The following is an 18,203-nucleotide window of genomic DNA, read 5'->3' on the forward strand; positions in this document are numbered from 1 at the left end:
GGTGTCTGAAAGTGGTGTATAATTAGAATATACGGTTTACCCGCGGAAACGGGATTTTAAAAAATTCGTATATTTCAATGATTAACTTCTTCTTAATATTACTCACACCCAACCATCCTCATGGATGGCTTTTTTGATGCCATTTTGATGCCTAAACTAAAAAACACTCAAAAACGAACGAGAACATACGATCGCTTTTGAGTGTTGATAGGGTATTTGATGAAAGGTGAAAAATGATCAAAAACACCTAAAAACATCCCAATGGTATTTCCCACAAGCCTCCAATTGTGATTGACTCATCCAATCATTTGTATTTCTTCCCAACCTATTCATCCAACCGTCCTCAGTGCGGCTGGATCTCCCACAAATATATTCATACCTTCCAGGAATCATCCCTCGGAGACACGATGGTCACCTTTACAAATGAGCAAACCGTCAAACTCGATGTCTCATATAAATCATTTGAGAGTCAGGTGCACAGGACAGCGTATCTCCGAACGAAATTTCAAGATCGTCTTGATGGAGGTGTTCCTAAGAAACAAGAGTTTATGCTGTATCCAAAGGAACAGCAGCTCAACCTTGTATACGATTTTATATTAAGGGAGCTTCGGAACAGATATTAACCAAAACCAGCGGCAGTAATGCCGCTGGACTCCTTATGACAAGAAGTTTTTTTATTTCTCATAGAAAAAAACATTGATAATTATATAAAAAATTATATAATTTAAATATAACATATAAAATTTTATATGGTAAGCGACGTTGAAAGGGGATAGGATGATGACTTATGAGCAACTGGATACACCGGCGCTATTAATTGATAAACGGGTGATGATGGAGAATCTCACTGCTATGCAGCAATATGCGGATCGTCAGCAGGTCAAACTGCGTCCGCATACGAAAACACATAAAACACCTAGTCTTGCCAAGTTGCAGGAAGAGATCGGGGCATCTGGCTTAACTGTAGCGAAAGTAGGAGAAGCGGAAGTGATGGCAGCGCACGGTCTGACAGATATCTTTATCGCCAATCAAATTGTAGGTGAGACAAAGCTTAAGCGAATTCGAAAACTGGCAGAGTCGATACAAATTTCATTTGGAATAGATTGTGCCGAGCATGTGCATCAAATTGAACAGGTTTTTCACGGAGCAGAGAAAAAAGCAGAGGTTTTAATTGAGATAGAGGTTGGAGAAGAAAGATCTGGTGTCATTGAAGAGAGTGATTTCCGTCAAATCTTACAGGCGATTCAAACATGTGAATTCGTTCATTTAAAGGGAATTTTTTCTCATGATGGACATACTTACAAGGCGGAAAGTAAAGCACATTGCCGAGCATTATATGAAGACGCTGTGAATCGAACGCTTCAGTTTGCACAGATTGCGGAAGAAGCAGGTATTCCGCTAGAGGTTGTGAGCATAGGGTCGACACCGCCCTTCTTATTTCAATTTGATATTCCAAAGGGAGTCACCGAAATCAGACCAGGCACATACATTTTCATGGATGCCTCTCAGTCCAATGTGATCGGCACTTTTTCACATTGTGCGGCAGCCGTGCTGACAACAGTGATCAGTAAGCCAACAAAGACCCGTGTCATTACAGATGTTGGAGCCAAAGGTTTGACAGCTCAAACCCGTACAAAAGGGCTCACAAAAACAAAGGGATTAGGCAAAGTAAAAGACTATGATGATGTGTTTGTTTCAAGTGTATTTGATGAGCATGCTATCATCTATCACGAAGGCTTCCGTCAAACCGTCCAGATCGGTGAGAAGGTGCAAATCATTCCAAATCATATTTGTCCGGCGGTCAATCTCCATGAAAAAGCATACCTCATTCAAGATGGTGATGTAGTTGAAGAGCTTGAAATTGCTTGTAAAGGTAAACTTCAATAAATCAACAGGACAAGGCGACTTCGTTTGGTATCATCATGATGACACGAAAACATCCACCATGAACATGAATTTGTTGAAACCAAATCCATATATCCAGTCGTCTATAGAGTGTATCTGTCGACTGTCCATGTCAACCAAATGACAGGGAAATGTGGATCCTTAGACGTATTTTCAAGCAATTCCTCATAAATCACAGAAGTGACACGAGCCGTTCTGTTACAATAAAAGAAATCATTTCTTGCAAAGTGTTCGTATGTGGTAAAGGATGCTTCTATTTGACCGATATGAACGAATGGGAATAAGAAATGGAGGCTCTGTATGAAAAAACAATCGCATTTGATCCTGCTATTCACCTTGACAGTGACATTACTAGCAGCTTGTCAGCAAGCAGGTCAATCGCCTTCAAAAGAAGACAAGAAAGAAGCAGCGTATGAACAATGGGTTCAGCGCTATATGGATGAGTTAAATGAAGCATATGAAAACATGACCGACCAATTTATTTCAGATGGACAGGGAAAGATCCAAGTAAATAAAAAATTGAAAAAGGCGACGAAAGCCTTTGATCGTGTGATTCAAAAGGGGCTTACTCATCAAGAAGTTCCAGCCGCTTATCAAAAGGCGGATAAACAATTAAAGACAGGTCTTCATTCATTTGAAAAAGGAATGGGTCAGGTGGAGCAGCTATTAAAGCGCCCAGATCAAGAAAAGCTGTTTATTTCCGCTACTCATCATCTGCAAGATGGATTGAAGGAGACAGCTGCATTTATCGAAGAAGTAGGCCGCATTCAGCAATCAACGTAAAAAAGCTTGGAAGACATACTTCCAGGCTTTTTTAGATATTAAGTATTTGCTTTAAGCGGCGAACACCTTCCTGAATCATGAGTTCGTCCGTACAGGCGAAGCCTAGCAGTAATCCTTTTCGATTGCTTTCAACACAATATGGACTTAATGGATAAATGCCTACGCCCGCTGCTTTGGCTGCCTCAATACTGCCTTTTTCGTCAAAGTCTGGCGCTCCTTCTAAAAAGACATGAAGACCCGTATCGGTCCCGTAGATATGAAAGTGTCTGTCAAAGTGATGTGTCAAAAGGGCATCCATCATGGCAGCCTGTCTTTTTTTATACAGCTGTCTCATTCGCCTGACATAACGTGTAAATTCTCCTTCTCTGAAAAATGAAGCGAGTGTGATCTGTTCCATAATGGGCAGCTGTCTTTGAATGAGTGATTGCAAGGAAGCGATTTCTTTTATGACGGCTTTGGAGCCGATAATGGCAGCAAGGCGGATGCCGGGTGCCAGCACTTTGGAGAAACTTAAGATATAAATCACATGGTCGGGTGCTTCTGAAAATAAGGAAGGAAGCGGTCCGCCATGATAACGATAATCTCCATCAAAATCATCCTCTAGTATATAAGACTGATGGCTGACAGCAAATTTTAGCAGCTGCTGTCTTCTGTTGACACTCATACATACTCCGGTTGGACGCTGGTGAGAGGGCGTCACTGCAATCAGCTTGGTTCTCCGTGGCAATGTATTCACCATCATTCCATCTTCGTCAACGGGCGCAGGGTAAATGTCCATTTCACGATGAATAAACGAGAGCCTTGCCCCAGGAAAGCCTGGATCTTCAACAGCTACTGTATCGCCTTTTTTAAGCAATACTTGTGAAATCAAATCAATGGCTTGCTGCGTGCCTCCGGTTAACACGATTTGATCTTCTTCTACATCAATTCCTCTTTCTACAGATAAGTATTGACGTATTTCTGAACGTACTTCCCATAATCCGTTTGGAGAGGAGTAGCCCCAGTCTTTCAAATCTAATCGCTGTAATGCTTTCATAAGTGACCGTTTCCATATGTTTTGAAAATGTTCATCGATGGCTGGCTCCTGATGACGAAAATCAATATCCAGCTTCTCGTGAAATTGATTGGCCGACAGCCAGTCGTCCATTTGTTTCTCAGCCTCCTGAAAATGCGGTCTGATCGGGAGGGGGAACGGAGGCTCACTTTGATGAGGAGTGGAGGCAGTATATTGGTCACTTGAAATGACTTTTGTACCGCCTCGTCTAGATGTGCTGACATATCCTCTTGCCAGTAGTTCATCATAGGCAAGCTGTACAGTTGATCTTGATACATTAAGCTCCTGTGCTAATACACGCGTCGGGGTTAGCTGATCATCAGGATTCAGCTTTTGTGAATGAATTTTTTGAATGATCCCAGTCACGATTTGCTGCCAGAGCGGGGTAGTACTTGAGCGGTCTAAATGAATATACATCGGACACCTTCTTTCATGATGACGTCTAATATGATGATGACACGGAATTATGGAGTGGTCAATAGCGCCATTTTTGGATGTAGGAAGTAAGCCAAAAGGTGTGTACACTGTTCTCATATGCTTATGACTAGAGGAGAGAGTCAAATGATCCCTGCAACTAAAGCAGAAACAGCACACCTATCCATCATCCCGTTTATATTCGTTTTATTTGGTCTTTTTATGATTACGACCGCAGTGAATCTGCAAGTTCCTCTTTATACGTTGTATGCCGAACAAGCAGGCTACGGAAAGGCGGCTACAGCACTTGTATTTGCTGCCTATGTCTTCGGACTGATTCCAGTATTGCTTTTTCTTGGCGGCATATCTGACCGGGCTGGGCGCAAACCGGTTTTATTGGTCGCGCTTAGCTTTTCGTTATGTGCTACTCTATTGATGATCATGCATCCTTCCATACAAATGCTCTTTGCGGCCCGGCTGCTGCAAGGGGTGGGTCTCGGTCTGAGTGTTGGCACATGCACAGCTTATTTGATTGCTTTATATCCAGAGAAATCAAGCTTGATCCCAACTTTTATTGCGTTATGCAGTTCGGTCGGCTTTGGGGGCGGTGCTCTTTTTACGGCCATTCTTTCTTTTCAACGTGTGTCGCTTGCGCCACTTAGCTATTGGATTGTGCTAGGCCTTTTAATCCTAACCATCTTGGGTGTCTTCTTTTTCGTTCCGCCTATACAAGGAGATTCAGATAAACCGATGATGAACATGCCGAGATTTCCAAAAGGAACAATGCCGGCGAATGCAGCAATTGCCATCGCGTGGTCCGTATGTGGTCTCGTCATTTCGGTTTTGCCAGCACAGCTTAAAATGAGTGGATATGAATTATGGGTAGGGCCGGCACTCTTTTTGATTAATATGGCAGGTGTCCTGATGCAGCCCTTTGTTCGCAAGATGAATAGTACAGCCGCCCTTCTTACGGGATTTATCTGTCTTCCATGTGGATATGGTCTCTTGCTATTTGGAGCAAGTAGCGGGTCCATCGCTCTTGTACTTGCCGGAACGATGCTTGCGGGTACGGCCTGCTATGGATTTACTTATTTAGGTGGTCTTCAGCTTATTGTCGAGCGAGGGAAGAAGGAGGCAGCTAGAGCTGTTGCTGGGTTTTACTTGTTTGCTTATTTAGGGCTGGGGATTCCAAGTGTTTTTGTCGGTCTTTTCGCTGATATGTACGGGACCCAAATGGTGTTAACCGTTTTCTTCTTGATCGTTTTGGCTGCTTGTCTCATTCTTTTGATCTCGAGTATCAAACAGAAACAAAAGTGAGAAGTCCGGCTTTTTCTTTTTCCTTCCAGTCGTTTAAAATAAAGGGAAGAGAGGGGAAGATGAGATGAAAAAAGTGCAGCTGGACGGCGCGTCGTGTAAGTCGCAAGAAGAGCTTCATGATCAACTGCAAGCAGTTTTACACCTTCCTGACTATTACGGGAAAAATCTTGATGCCCTTTGGGACTGTTTGACAGGAGAAGTGACTCTTCCAGTAGAACTGACATGGGTCAATTTTGAAACGAGTAAAGACGCTCTTGGTGAGTATGCAGAAAGCTTGCGGCAGTTATTTCAAGAAGCAGAAGAGGAATTGAAGGGGCAATTTCAAGTAAGTATTCAATCATAGTGAAAAAGCAGCCACCTCACAGGCTGCTTTTTCATCTTTGGCAGATCAAAAACTGGAGCTATCTAAGTTGTAAGAGCTATTTTATTGTGTATTCATAAAAATATGTTGCGTGAAGGAAACTTTCATTGAAATATGTTATAGTGGAACCTACATTGATAGACTAAGATAGAGTGAGGGTTCGGAAAGGATGAAGGAAAAAACAAAATCAAAAAGAAGGTTAAGACCTTGGGTGAAAGCCGTACTGTTTATCATGGCATTTGTCATGGTGATGGCATTATCTGTGACAGGATATGCCTACTATAAGATTTCAAAAGCGTCGGATAAGGCGCAAGTATCATTAGAAAGAGGAGACACCTCGCAAAAGCGTGTAAAAGCTTTTGATCCAGGAAAGGACAGCTTCTCGGTGCTCTTGCTTGGAATTGACAGCCGTCCAGGTGAAACGGTAGACGAAGCAAGAAGTGATGCAGTCTTACTGGCGGCAGTGAATCGAACAGAGAAAACCATTAAGCTCCTTAGTATTCCTCGTGATGCATATGTTGATATACCGGGAAGAGGATATGATAAAATTGCCCACGCCCATGCGTTTGGGAGTGCAGATTTGTCAGTCAAAACGGTTGAAAACTTGTTGAATATTCCTGTAGATTATGTGATTTCAGGGAACTTTAAGGCGTTCCAAGACATTGTGGATGAGTTAAATGGAATTGACGTAACGATTAAAGATGAAGGTATCGCAAAGCAAATGGAAAAGGATTCAAAAGGAAAAGTTCATGTGCAAACAGGAACATATACGTTAAATGGTGAAGAAGCATTAGCTTTTGTGAGAACGAGAAAGGCAGATAGTGACCTCATGCGTGGAAAGCGCCAAATGGAAGCACTCCAAGCCATCTTTGAAAAATCTAAATCCATTTCTTCGATTCCGTCATATGACAACATGATTGATACACTTGGTGATAATGTTTCAACCAATTTGTCCATGAAGCAGTTGATCGGTCTTTTCCCGTTATTAAGCTCATTGAAATCAGTGGATACCATTCAGCTGAAGGGCCATGATTATCAGCCTGGGAATGTGTATTACTTTGAGTTAGATGGAGCTGGATTAGACGAAGTGAGAATAGAGCTGAGAGAACAGCTTGAATTATCATAAACAAGAAGGAGCCTGCCGCCTGTGGCAGGCTTTTTGTTTTGAATGGGTATGTATCACACATTTAGTTGGCTTGATGGAGAAAATACCGAGTAAGTAGTTCCTCAACCCTGTGACGTATACGTGGATTAAAGTATTTATGCTTTTCTTCATAGCCATTCATGATAAATAGATATGTTGTAAATCCTTCATCGTGTTCAATTTGCTGTACCTTCATTTTTTCTTTACGTAAATGCTGTTTCAGTTCATAAAGTGCTTTCTGTGCTTCCTTTAAGGCAGAGGTTACAAGCTGAATGTATGGTTCATTTAGTTTAAATGTTTGATGTTGTTTTAAGTGAGTCAAATCACGATTGAGGATGGAAATGACCATTGGAAGAAAGATGGCCTGTTCCATCATCTGCAGCTGTATTCTTGATAGTCTCGTCATGTCCAAGCCTACTTTCTTTCTTTATAGAACACTTGTTCTTATTTATTATATCGAATGAGTCAAACAATCTCAAGAGGTCAAGGGGGATTCATTTGTATATTTTTATGTTTTCCATGTAAAATGAAATGTAGACAAACCTTGAAGGAGTCAGACAAGTTGACATCATTTCTTTCCTTATTTACTCATGAAAATATCACATCATTTTTTGAAAGCTACAAGGCTTTTGGACCGATTGTGGCTATATTGCTCCCTTTAATAGAAGCATTCCTTCCGTTTTTACCGCTCGTTGCGTTTGCAGTAGCAAATGCAAATGCATTTGGCCTTTGGGAAGGCTTTTTATTGACCTGGATTGGCGCAAGTGCAGGGTCTATTCTTATCTTTTTGCTGATCAGAAAATTTGGACAGATGAGAATGCTCAATTTTATCAGCAGGCATCCCTCTATTAAGAAATTAATGCTTTGGGTGGAAAAGCGGGGATTTGGTCCATTATTTATTTTACTCTGCTTTCCTTTCACGCCCTCAGCTGCCGTCAATGTTGTAGCGGGTTTATCAAGAATTAGCTTTTGGCAATTTTCATTAGCTACTGTATCTGGGAAGTGTGTCATGCTCTTTATCATTAGTTTTATTGGCTACGATCTTTCTGCTTTAGTTAAGAATCCGTTAAGAAGTGTTTTTGCGGTTCTAGTTATTGCGTTATTATGGTATGTTGGAAAGAGAGTAGAAAATAGGTTGAACATTCGAATGAGTAAGCGTGAGGACAAAGGAGGCTCTTAATGAAAAAGAAGCCATTGCTATGGTTGATGATTATTACAGGCATCGTCTTATTGTTCCAAGTAAAGAATTTCATGTTTGTCACGTACAAAGTAGAAGGGGTTAGTATGGACCCAACATTTACAAACGGAACAGAATTATTAATCAATAAGTTCTCACCAAAACTCACAAAAATTAGCCGGTTTGATTATGTGTTATTTCATGGTCCTAAAAATCAAATCTTGATCAAGCGAGTCATTGGACTCCCAGGAGAAACGATCAAGTATGAAGATGATCAGCTGTTTGTTGATGGTGAAAAAAAGAAGGAACCTTATTTAAAAGAGCAGAAACAACATAAAATGGGGAACGTTCTAACAGGGGATTTTCAGCTAAAGGCCATCACAGGAGACGATAAAATCAAAAACAATCATTACTTTGTGGTCGGAGATAACCGAATACATAGCTTCGACAGCCGGCATTTTGGTACCATTTCAAAGGATCAAGTTGTCGGTGTCAAAAGGAATACAAGCGAATAAAAAAAGGCGCTCTGCACATGCAAAGCGTCTCTTTTTTATTTTGCGGCTTTATAATCAGGCTGCCTTTTGGCCCATACATGATGTAAGAACCGGAAAAACGGCGGGAGCATCGCAATGACGAGAATGATTCTGACGACTTGTACAGCCACAACAAAGGTAGAATCCTCGTGAAGTGTGACCGCTGTTGTCGCCATTTCTGCAATACCGCCGGGCGAAAAGGCAAGAATGGCTGTAATGACAGAAATGCCTGTAATCTCTGCAATGGCAATAGAGCTGAGGACAGTCGCTGCAATCAGTCCGGCTGAGCTGACGACAGCCACAATGAAAGTATTTTTTAGCCCGACAAACATCTGTTTATTCATTTTTGACCCGATGGTTGCGCCTAGAAATACTTGAGACGCAATATTCGCTTGAGACGGCCAATAAGGAATCAAATCATGACCAATGACTGCGCCCGCACCTACTTGAAGAGCTGCGACGCCTAGCATGCTGCCGATCAGCCAAGGGGCAGGGAAATGAAGACGAACTGCCAGGCGTGACATGAGCCAGGCTCCTAAAATAAGCGCAGCGGTCCAAGAAATGTTTGACAAGGTGAACACGCCCGAAGAAAAAGCGCTCCCTTGTGTAACTACAGCCGCATCTGCTTGGTTTTTTGTATTTAAATAAAATACTGTAAATGGGATAGTGAGCACAACCATTAATACACGTATCGTTTGCACAAGACTCACAACTGCTGTATTTGCTCCTACCTCTTGGGCAATCCCCGGCATAGCGGATAAACCGCCGGGGGCAGTTCCGACAAAGCTTGTCAGCATATCTGTTTTGCTCAGCTTCCATAAGACAAAGCCAGAGAGCATCGCCAGTAGAATAGAAAAGACGAGCATGAAACTGACAGGGAGCCAGTTTTCAGCGAAAATGTGAAGGACCTTCATATTCATTTTCTGTCCGAGTTCGATTCCGAGAATGAATTGACCAAGGAGCAGCCATCTGCTGTGAATACGTAAGGTGCTCGTTCCTTTACGCTGAAACAGGGTGGGCCGGCGCATTGCAATAAAAGCTGCTGTGATTAATGTACCAACCATCCAGCCAATAGACATGCCTGTTAAAGACAAAAAAAATCCACCTAAACCGCTTATCGCAATCAGAATGAGATCGGTTCGAAGGCTGTTTCCTTGTTTCATCACATGTAAACCTTCTTCCTATATGTTTGTTCAGTAAGTGAAATGTTGTTAACTTCACTATAATACAAAAGTCTCTATAAATAAAATACGAATTTTTTTATCATTTTCATAAGATTATCTTATCATTAAATAGTTAGCAAATCTTATAAGTAAATTTGTAATTTTACTAAAAACAAAGGTAATATACAACGATTTTCCCTTATTTTTGTTATTAGTTGACGTTCATTTTCAATTACACTACAATGCTGAGTGTTAATTAAGACTTTATTGATAGAAATCCTTATTTCAGTTATGTTAATTATGTAAAAATGCATTAAATTATATGTATTTTATTAGTTATGGAGTATTTGTGGAGTACAATACTCCATTTTTTTGTTCTCAATAAAGAAAAAAGAAATGAGCTGTACTCATTTCTAAAGGAACGACAAAGAATCTAATTTCTTCGAAAGCTGCTTTTGTCTGCTAGGGAAGAGATGTCCATAGGTATCTAAAGTGAAGGTTACTGATTTGTGTCCTAAGCGTTCGGAAATCAATAGTATTTCTTCACCTTGATGTATTAGTAGTGAAACATGTGAATGCCTAAAACCATGAAACTTTATTACTTTTAGAGATTGACTCATTGATGTGTTTATCTTGTGGCATGTGTCTTTGATGAGTTGGTTGATATAATGAGTACTGGGGATTTTCCCATCTTTTTCAAAGATTGGAGTCTGTGGTGTTTGGTTTAAACCTAATTCGTCGTATCTATTTTTTTGCTGGGTTTTTAATTTTAATAACATATTAGTTAGTTTTTTGTTTATGCTAATTGCTCTTATCGAATTTGGTGTTTTAGGTGTAGTAACAATATCCTTTTTGTTAAATCTGTGATAGGTTTTGTTGATGGTTATTATTCCTTCTATTTTATCTAAATCTTCCCAAGTTACTGCTTGGGCTTCTCCAATTCTTGTACCTGTCAAATATGCAAATGTATATAGTGTCTTATAATATTCTTGCTTTGGAGTCAGAAAGTTTATAAACAATTTGAATTCTTCTGGAGTCCAGATGATTATTTTATTAGAAGTGTCTCTGAGATTCTTTACATCAGCGCAAGGGTTCTTTTTAACAAGCCCTTCTTTTACTCCTGTCGAAAAAATGTTATGTAAGATCACCATAAGTTGATTTATTGTTGATACCTTTAAATCTTGATTTATTAAGTGTTGTCTGAAATTTGTTATTTCTGTGTATGTGATTTTATTTACAAGAGAATCTTTGAAGAATGGAGCAATATGTTTATTAATCGAAAGTGTTCTGTTATGTACAGTAACTTCTTTTAAATTTTGTTCCATATGATTAAAGTATAGAGCTAATAAATATTTGAATTTTGTATTCTTTCCATAATCTAATTCACCATTTCTGTACTTACTTTTAATGCGGTAATAAATTTCTTCGGCTTCATTTTTAGTGCTGGCAATTTTAGTTTTTCTTCGTCTTGCTCCGGTTATCGGATCGAAGCCTACACTTATATCGACTTTGTATTTTCCATTAGACATTTTTTTTATAGGCATAACTTAAACTCCTTTTTATACAATTATTTTTCCAACGTTCTGAAAGTTTTGAGGGGTTGGATTGAACAATTTAAGTTGAGCAACTTTTTGTTCCACAACAAATTGTGGTAAGTCATTAAGAAAGGCAATTTGTTGTATTCCCCATTTATTAAGAGGATAAGGAAATGTCTTTATTAAGTTGTCGGGTAATAAAAGTTCGGCAGCGAAGAGGTTTGCTTGATCTTCTAATTTGTTTTCTAACTCAATTGAACAGTTGTGTAATTTAAAAGAGTTTAAATCTTTGTGTAAAAAAAAGTGTCCTAGCTCGTGAGCTATTCCAAATTTTCCCCATTCGTAATTAGAGTTTATGTGTATGATGTAGGTGTCTGTATTTTCGTGATACTGTAAACAACCTCTTACAGTACCTAGGTCGTTTTTGAGAATTGGTATGTTTAAGGTTTGACAGATATTGTAAATATCGTTGCCATTATGTTCTTTTAATAAGTGCTGTGCTTTATGTTTGATTCTTTTGTCTGTATAAATCGTCATCACTCTTTCTTTTTCATAGCCTCGGCATACTCGATACCATTTTTTAAAGCTTTTTTTATTAGATTGGCTGTTTCCTCATCAATGTCACCATTTTTGAGGAACATAAGTGTTTTTTCTTCTTTTAATTCTTCAATGGCTTCATTAATAGCCTTTTCTAAATTATTTCTTTCTTTACTAGGACGATCCAATAAATAGTCAGTGGAAACATCAAAGAAGTTAGCAATTTTATTTAATGTGTCACTTGTTGGAAGTATCTCTTCATTCTCGAAGCGAGCAATAGAACTTTGACTTAAATATAAAAGATGTGCAAGTTCTTTTTGGGTAAGTTTTTTTGATTTTCTTAAAGTTTTTAATTTATAACCAAAACTCATATTTCCGACCTCTTTTTTTCTTATAATATTACATATAGTAATAAAATAAACAATGAACATCAGTTTTTTATGCGTAATATGCATTTTTTATGTTGACTTTATGCGTATACTCATTTAATATAAGGTTAAGAAATGATTATACGCATATTTCAGGAGGGGATATGATGAGTTTTTTAAACGTCAAAGATGTCCAGAGAATATTGAATGTTAAACAGGCAACTGCATACGAAGTCATTAGAAAATTAAATGCGCAGTTAACAATGCAAGGGTATCAAGTTGTTAGAGGTAGAGTGGACAAAAGTTATTTTGAAAAAAGTTACCTTTATTCAGATAGTAGAGAAAAGGTGACAGGCTAATGAATTATTCTCAAACAAAAGACACAATGAAAAAGGCTGTATCATTAGCAAAGCAACTTGACGGTAATTGGTCAGCAAGAATGAAGATGGCACTTAATGAAGTGTACATAGAGCATTACTTGTCGCGGCCGTTAACAAAAGAAGTTATTGAAAAGCTTCTATTTAAAGGGATGTCATTCCGCAGGATTAAAAAGCATTTTAAGGTTGGCATGGATGAAATTTCTTCTCTACTTGCTGAATGAATAGTGTGAGTTTACACCACTATTTCAGCGAAAGAGAAATGAAAGGTAGTGAGTGGAATGAGTCTTTTGGAACTTTTCAATCATTCTCTAAAGAGATTTGAAGATCAAAAAGAACCAATTACATTTGCTCTAGCAGCAGTAATTCAAAAGAAGATTGATGAGTCGCTGCACAAGGAATATGAGGAATTTGATCAATGGTTTAGACAAACGTTTTATGATTCAGAGGGGAAGCCAATGCAATATTTTAGGACACCTCTTGTTGATGAATCACCAGTTATATTTGGTGGTAAACCAAAAGTTATTCTTTTGAATGGCCCATATGTGGGTGGAGTATCTCTTTAAAAAGGAATGAAGTTCTTTGAAAAATACATACAGACAAAAAAAGCGTCCTTGACTGAATCAAGAACACTCATAATAAAACCTAGACAATTTTATTATATGTGATTTTTGATCAAATGTCATGCGTGAGTATTTGACGATTAACAGTAATCATGTTTCAAATACTGTAGCAGGCTAGAAGAAGCGTGCGGGATAGTTGTCACCATTAATCAACTTGATGATCATAAATGGTCTACTAGGTTGCCAGGACTGGCTATGTTCTGAGCAACTGATAAGCGCCATGATGACAGTGTCGGAGCGATTTTATTTTTTAATAAACTAATAAAAAACGTGATGAACACGAATCAAAGGAGAACTTATAATGGAATTGAAATTTATTGTACCAAACAAAGAAGAAACTTTTGGAGATTGCAAATTCTTAGGATTTAAACGTGAAAAATTTGTTTATGATCAAGTCAATCAAAAAAGAACTGACGAATTAGAAAGCAGAACTTATAATCTTGCTGCGAGTTGCCAGGGTGGTCCCGTTGAAGTTGTCTTACCTGCTAATGTTGAATTAAAGGAATATGACTTTATGCAAGATGTGGAACTGGTAAACCCTATTATTGAAGCAAGGGTGGACAATGGTGGTCGGTTTGGTACTCTCGTTTGGACTATTCTTGCCGAAGATATTCGAATCAAAGGCTCTAATGCTAATTCTACAAAAGTAACACCAGCAGCCCCAGCAACGAATGACAAAAAGTAATATTGTTAGGGGTGGATGATCATTTCGCTATGGAAGTATAAAGGGACAAAGATTCGTCCTAGACATAAAAATAACGTGTTAAAAACAGGTGCATTAATAAGTGTGCCTGTTTTTTTGTTGCTGATGACACTTTTTTGGAAAGACCATCTATGGATTTTATACGAAAAAGGTGTTGAAGATACATTTCAAAACTTCACCTTTAATATACCTTTGATCATTACAAGTTTAACTGTGTCAATTGTAGTTCCAGCAGCTATTTTATTTGGTTGGCGCTACATATTCCGTAAGTATTCAAAATTAAAGAAAATTTATCATCGTCAAAAAATTGCAAGAATGATTTTGTCGAACAAATTTTATGATAGTAAAAGCGTGAAGAGTCGTATAACCGATAGAATGGTTCAAAAAATCACATACTTCCCTAGATTTTATTATAGGGTTAAGGATGGTCATATTATTATTAAGGTTGCTATGGATATGAGCAGGTTCCAACAAAGGTTTATGGAATTAGGAAAGGAATTCGAAAATGGGTTCTTTTGTGATTTAGTGTCTACAGATATGGAAGATGGCTTTTTTACCTATAAGCTGCTATATGATGCAGGGAAAAACCGTATATCTATTGATGACGCTGTTGTAAATAAAGGCTCTATGAAGCTAATGAAGCATATTGATTGGGCATTTGATAAGTTGCCGCACATGTTGATTTCTGGGGGTACAGGTGGAGGAAAAACGTATTTTATACTTACCCTTGTAAAGTCTCTTGTTGCTTCTGGGGCGGACGTTCGTATATTAGACCCGAAAAATGCGGATTTGGCAGACTTAGAGGAAGTTCTCGAAGGAAAGGTTTTTTCTCGTAAGAACGGTATTATGATGACTTTGCGGAAGTCCGTTGAGGACATGATGCGAAGAATGGATGAAATGAAAAATCATCCGAATTATAAAACCGGTGAAAACTATTCCTATTTGGGATATAAACCTGTTTTTATCATATTTGATGAGTACGTGGCGTTTATGGATATGCTCGATTTCAAGGAACGTGAAACTGCAATGCAAGATATCAAGCAAATTATCATGCTAGGCAGACAGATGGGCTTTTTTCTTGTTGCAGGAGCGCAACGTCCAGATGCGAAGTATTTCGCTGACGGAATAAGAGACCAGTTTAATTTCAGAGTATCTTTAGGAAAAATGTCCGGAACTGGTTATGCCATGCTGTTTGGTGATACTGATAAAAAATTCGTTGAAAAAGATATTAAAGGTAGAGGATACGCCTATGCAGGTACAGGAAACATAATGGAATTTTATAGCCCTTTGATCCCAAATGGGTATGATTTCATAGAGGAAATCCGACTTGCTAAGGAAGGAACGCAGGGCGCGCAGGCGGCGACAGCCGCAAGCGGCAGCGAAAGCGCCCAAGCGACGACTGAGGAGGAGTGAGCGAAGCGAATGACCGAGGGGCAAGTAAAACCCCCCCACGCTAACAGGGGGGTAGTACGCAAGAATGAAAAAGATGAAGAAAATTTAACATCAATGGTCGACTATGTAAGAGTTAGTTTTAAGACTCATGATGTAGATCATATCATTCAAAATATCTTACATATCCACAAAGATTTTATGACCGAGAAGCCGAAAGGCTTTTATGGATATGTAGGAACGTGGGAAATGGATATGATCAAAGTCATGTACAGTGCTCCAGATGATGAAAGGGGCACACTGATTGAATTTTCCGGTAAGGGCTGTAGACAATTTGAATCTTTTCTCGAATGTAGAAAGAAAACGTGGTTTGATTTCTTTCAAGATTGTTTAAATGAGAAAGGAAGCTTTACAAGATTAGATATAGCGATTGATGACAAGCGAACATATTTCACTATACCTTCTCTTCTGGAGAAAGCACAAAATGGGCTGTGCGTTTCGAGATTTCGTAAATCTGATTATAATGGATCGTTTGATATTGGTGATGGTCGACTTGGGGGAACAACGTTATATTTCGGCTCTAAAAAATCAGATGCGTATCTTTGTTTTTACGAAAAGAACTTTGAACAGGCTGAAAAATATAACATTCCTTATGAGGAAATGGAAGATTGGAACAGGTATGAGATAAGGTTGAAAAATGAACGTGCTCATTCTGCTGTTTGTGAACTAATTAAAGATAGAAATTTGACCAGCATTGGAATGGCTATCATAAACAACTATGTTCGCTTTGTAGAAGAAGATGGACCAGAAGAAAAAAGAATGAGAGAAACAAGTCCTTTTTGGTTAGAATTTATCGGTGATGTAAAGAAGTTAAGGTTGTATACAAAGCCGCAAACTGACTTTTATCAAAAGTCCCGTAATTGGTTGAAAAATAGCTGTGCGCCAACGATGAAGATGATTCTTGAAGCTGATAGAGCTTTAGGGCAAAATGATTTATCAGACATGATCATCAATGCGGAATTGCAAGAAAAACATGAAAAAATGTTAGAAACATTCTTAACGCCAATTCATGAAATGGTGGTTTGATTTTAGGTGCTTGCTGCTAATAAACACAAGTGATGCGTATGTGGCTTGTGTCAACGGTAAGCGGAGCGAAGTGAGCATTAAGGAGTTGAAACAAACAGCGCCCCCAAACCCTTTTAATGTCTCAAAAGGTCATCATACCTTTTGAGCTGCCTACCGGCGAGGGAGTCCCCCATGAGTGGGGGACTAGGGGGAAGAGTTCTTGATACTACGGGGGGATGTTCTATTGAAATTCAGTTGATCATCTTTAGTGTAATTCCATTATTAATAACTCTAGGAATCTTTTTATGGTTATAATTTAGAACTAATTTTTAAAGGATAGTCAAATGACTGTCCTTTTTTGTTTGGATAAGAAAGGGGAGATTTTCTTGAAGGAAGGATTTCATGAATTAAAAATACTACCTCAATACTTTTGGGCTTGTAAAACAGGTCACAAGTGCTTTGAGATACGAAAAAATGATAGAGACTTTAAAGTTGGGGATTTGATTCAGTTACGTGAGTATAAAGATGGTGATTATACAGGAAGGTGCGTATTAGGCAGAATTAGCTTCATTACGGACTATCAGCAACAGGATGATTATGTTGTCTTGAATTTTAAAAGACTTAAATTGAATCAAGCTGTGTAAGGTAACATGAGCCAATGGAAAGGGTTAGATCATAGACTATTTAATTTGGGTTTTATGGTTGGTGTTCCTTCTAAGGTTTATGTAAGGCAGATAAGTAGAGAATGGTTTTTGATTGTGGAGGGAGAACGTATAAAAGGTTATTCAGAATACCGTTATTCATTTTACAAGACGAAATTTATGGATGATGGAAGAATGACCAGTACAAAGGTATTCCTTGATAAAAGTAGTGTTCGGCAAGTATATAATAAAGTGTTAAATCACATCAATTATTTGGAAAAAACTCAAAATTTTGATGTAAAAAAAGTACAAAAAATGGTATAATTGTATTAAGAATAAAACGAAAAAGAGAAAGGTCGGGGAGACTATGAAAGCTAAAAAAGTTGTAATTAGTCTAGGGTTGGCGGGCGTGTTAGTAGGCGGTACTATTTGGGGTTTCTCTGCTAATGCTAAAAATGAAGCGAAGCAGGAGACACAAGATAAAGAGCAACCAAAAACAGCTATTCTAAAAGAAACAAAGACAACGGAAACTAAGAAACTAAAACCGAAAAAAGAACAAGTGAAGAAGAAGGAAGTAAAAGAGATAAAAGAAGTTAAGAAGGAAAAGCCTAAAAAGGTAAAGAAAGTCGAAAAGCAGCAAAAACAGGTTGTTAGTGATCAGCAGCAACCACAACAAAAAGAAAGAATCGTTGCGGCCAGTGAACCGAAAAAGAATAACAATAGCAACGTTAGTAAAGCTCCAAAAGCTCCAGTGGTGAAGAAAGAACAACCGAAGGTTTATAGAAATACAACTGGTTCTTCCAGTCCTTCAAAAAGCCATGTTCAGCCAAAAAAGAAATACGTGAGTAATGGCGGTTCAAATCACCGTAAATCCAGTGCGCCTAAAAAATCAACTTCTGTACCTAAAAAGTCTCCTAGCTCTTCTGGTGGAACATCTACTACAGGTGAAAAAACTGGCGGGGGGAAAATAAAAAATTCTGATTCAACTTATGAAACTGGTACATTTGATGCTAATGATTTAAATGGTGTCCCGTGGAATGAATTGAATAAGTAATTAATTGAAGGTGTTCAAAAATTTGAGCACCTTTTTATTTTTAGGTGGGGTGAAAGTTTT

General features: G+C 38.5%; 22 protein-coding genes and 1 pseudogene. 17 read left to right on the forward strand and 6 right to left on the reverse strand.

The window, feature by feature from the left end; translation table 11 throughout:
- Positions 1-266: 266 nt before the first annotated feature.
- From C5695_RS05390 to C5695_RS05400, 3 genes and pseudogenes are all read left to right on the forward strand, one after another.
- Positions 267-623: pseudogene (locus tag C5695_RS05390) on the forward strand (competence protein ComK); the annotation flags it as partial.
- A gap of 157 nt (positions 624-780) precedes the next feature.
- Positions 781-1,887: a D-TA family PLP-dependent enzyme gene (locus tag C5695_RS05395; RefSeq protein ID WP_117729850.1), complete on the forward strand. Its 1,107-nt coding sequence runs from the start codon at positions 781-783 to the stop codon at positions 1,885-1,887.
- A 318-nt stretch (positions 1,888-2,205) separates the two neighbouring features.
- Positions 2,206-2,688: a hypothetical protein gene (locus tag C5695_RS05400; RefSeq protein WP_117729851.1), complete on the forward strand. Its 483-nt coding sequence runs from the start codon at positions 2,206-2,208 to the stop codon at positions 2,686-2,688.
- Positions 2,689-2,719: 31 nt separating this feature from the next.
- Here the strand turns inward: C5695_RS05400 and C5695_RS05405 are convergent, their stop codons facing one another.
- The gene (locus C5695_RS05405; RefSeq protein WP_117729852.1) at positions 2,720-4,159 is read right to left on the reverse strand and encodes a MocR-like pyridoxine biosynthesis transcription factor PdxR; all 1,440 of its coding nucleotides are present in this window, start codon (positions 4,157-4,159) and stop codon (positions 2,720-2,722) included.
- Between the two features lie 144 nt (positions 4,160-4,303).
- Between C5695_RS05405 and C5695_RS05410 the strand changes: the two genes are divergently transcribed.
- From C5695_RS05410 to C5695_RS05420, 3 genes are all read left to right on the forward strand, one after another.
- Positions 4,304-5,473, forward strand: a complete 1,170-nt coding sequence (locus C5695_RS05410) for an MFS transporter (RefSeq protein WP_117729853.1) — start codon at positions 4,304-4,306, stop codon at positions 5,471-5,473.
- Between the two features lie 64 nt (positions 5,474-5,537).
- A complete protein-coding gene (locus tag C5695_RS05415) occupies positions 5,538-5,816 on the forward strand; it encodes a barstar family protein (RefSeq protein WP_117729854.1) in 279 nt (92 codons plus the stop codon).
- 187 nt (positions 5,817-6,003) lie between these two features.
- A complete protein-coding gene (locus C5695_RS05420) occupies positions 6,004-6,960 on the forward strand; it encodes an LCP family protein (RefSeq protein ID WP_117729855.1) in 957 nt (318 codons plus the stop codon).
- A 61-nt stretch (positions 6,961-7,021) separates the two neighbouring features.
- Here C5695_RS05420 and C5695_RS05425 read toward each other — a convergent pair whose 3' ends face one another.
- Positions 7,022-7,384: a YhjD family protein gene (locus tag C5695_RS05425; RefSeq protein ID WP_117729856.1), complete on the reverse strand. Its 363-nt coding sequence runs from the start codon at positions 7,382-7,384 to the stop codon at positions 7,022-7,024.
- A 156-nt stretch (positions 7,385-7,540) separates the two neighbouring features.
- Between C5695_RS05425 and C5695_RS05430 the strand changes: the two genes are divergently transcribed.
- Positions 7,541-8,158, forward strand: coding sequence for a TVP38/TMEM64 family protein (locus C5695_RS05430; protein ID WP_117729857.1), 618 nt, complete (start codon positions 7,541-7,543; stop codon positions 8,156-8,158).
- Positions 8,158-8,670, forward strand: a complete 513-nt coding sequence (lepB, locus tag C5695_RS05435) for a signal peptidase I (RefSeq protein WP_117729858.1) — start codon at positions 8,158-8,160, stop codon at positions 8,668-8,670. The genes C5695_RS05430 and lepB overlap by 1 nt, the downstream gene beginning before the upstream one ends.
- 35 nt (positions 8,671-8,705) lie before the next feature.
- Here lepB and C5695_RS05440 read toward each other — a convergent pair whose 3' ends face one another.
- The 4 genes from C5695_RS05440 to C5695_RS05455 all read right to left on the reverse strand — a co-directional run bounded on the left by C5695_RS05440 (position 8,706) and on the right by C5695_RS05455 (position 12,294).
- Positions 8,706-9,851, reverse strand: a complete 1,146-nt coding sequence (locus C5695_RS05440; protein WP_117729859.1) for an AbrB family transcriptional regulator — start codon at positions 9,849-9,851, stop codon at positions 8,706-8,708.
- Positions 9,852-10,264: 413 nt separating this feature from the next.
- Entirely contained in the window at positions 10,265-11,395 is a 1,131-nt protein-coding gene (locus C5695_RS05445) for a tyrosine-type recombinase/integrase (RefSeq protein WP_117729860.1), read from the reverse strand.
- A 15-nt stretch (positions 11,396-11,410) separates the two neighbouring features.
- On the reverse strand, positions 11,411-11,923 hold the full coding sequence (locus tag C5695_RS05450; RefSeq protein ID WP_233230810.1) for an ImmA/IrrE family metallo-endopeptidase: 513 nt from the start codon (positions 11,921-11,923) through the stop codon (positions 11,411-11,413).
- A complete protein-coding gene (locus C5695_RS05455; RefSeq protein ID WP_073979209.1) occupies positions 11,923-12,294 on the reverse strand; it encodes a helix-turn-helix domain-containing protein in 372 nt (123 codons plus the stop codon). Before C5695_RS05455 ends, C5695_RS05450 begins: the two co-directional genes overlap by 1 nt.
- A gap of 164 nt (positions 12,295-12,458) precedes the next feature.
- On the opposite strand from C5695_RS05455, the gene C5695_RS05460 reads away from it, so the two are divergent.
- The 9 genes from C5695_RS05460 (at position 12,459) to C5695_RS05500 (ending at position 18,143) form a co-directional block, all read left to right on the forward strand.
- A complete protein-coding gene (locus C5695_RS05460) occupies positions 12,459-12,650 on the forward strand; it encodes an ICEBs1 excisionase (protein ID WP_306744906.1) in 192 nt (63 codons plus the stop codon).
- Positions 12,650-12,892 (forward strand): hypothetical protein, encoded by a 243-nt coding sequence (locus tag C5695_RS05465; RefSeq protein WP_117729862.1) that lies wholly within the window; start codon positions 12,650-12,652, stop codon positions 12,890-12,892. Before C5695_RS05460 ends, C5695_RS05465 begins: the two co-directional genes overlap by 1 nt.
- 57 nt (positions 12,893-12,949) lie before the next feature.
- Positions 12,950-13,234 (forward strand): hypothetical protein, encoded by a 285-nt coding sequence (locus C5695_RS05470; protein ID WP_117729863.1) that lies wholly within the window; start codon positions 12,950-12,952, stop codon positions 13,232-13,234.
- A 358-nt stretch (positions 13,235-13,592) separates the two neighbouring features.
- Positions 13,593-13,976, forward strand: a complete 384-nt coding sequence (locus tag C5695_RS05475; protein ID WP_117729864.1) for a DUF961 family protein — start codon at positions 13,593-13,595, stop codon at positions 13,974-13,976.
- 15 nt (positions 13,977-13,991) lie between these two features.
- A complete protein-coding gene (locus C5695_RS05480; RefSeq protein ID WP_117729865.1) occupies positions 13,992-15,407 on the forward strand; it encodes an FtsK/SpoIIIE domain-containing protein in 1,416 nt (471 codons plus the stop codon).
- Positions 15,408-15,416: 9 nt separating this feature from the next.
- Positions 15,417-16,469 (forward strand): replication initiation factor domain-containing protein, encoded by a 1,053-nt coding sequence (locus C5695_RS05485; RefSeq protein WP_117729866.1) that lies wholly within the window; start codon positions 15,417-15,419, stop codon positions 16,467-16,469.
- Positions 16,470-16,834: 365 nt separating this feature from the next.
- Positions 16,835-17,092 (forward strand): DUF3850 domain-containing protein, encoded by a 258-nt coding sequence (locus tag C5695_RS05490; protein ID WP_410369206.1) that lies wholly within the window; start codon positions 16,835-16,837, stop codon positions 17,090-17,092.
- 6 nt (positions 17,093-17,098) lie between these two features.
- Entirely contained in the window at positions 17,099-17,413 is a 315-nt protein-coding gene (locus C5695_RS05495; protein ID WP_065097525.1) for a hypothetical protein, read from the forward strand.
- Between the two features lie 43 nt (positions 17,414-17,456).
- Positions 17,457-18,143: a hypothetical protein gene (locus C5695_RS05500; protein ID WP_117729868.1), complete on the forward strand. Its 687-nt coding sequence runs from the start codon at positions 17,457-17,459 to the stop codon at positions 18,141-18,143.
- Positions 18,144-18,203: the final 60 nt, after the last annotated feature.

Origin of the sequence: Bacillus pumilus, from assembly GCF_003431975.1 — a bacterium.
Classification (GTDB): Bacteria; Bacillota; Bacilli; order Bacillales; family Bacillaceae; genus Bacillus; species Bacillus pumilus_N.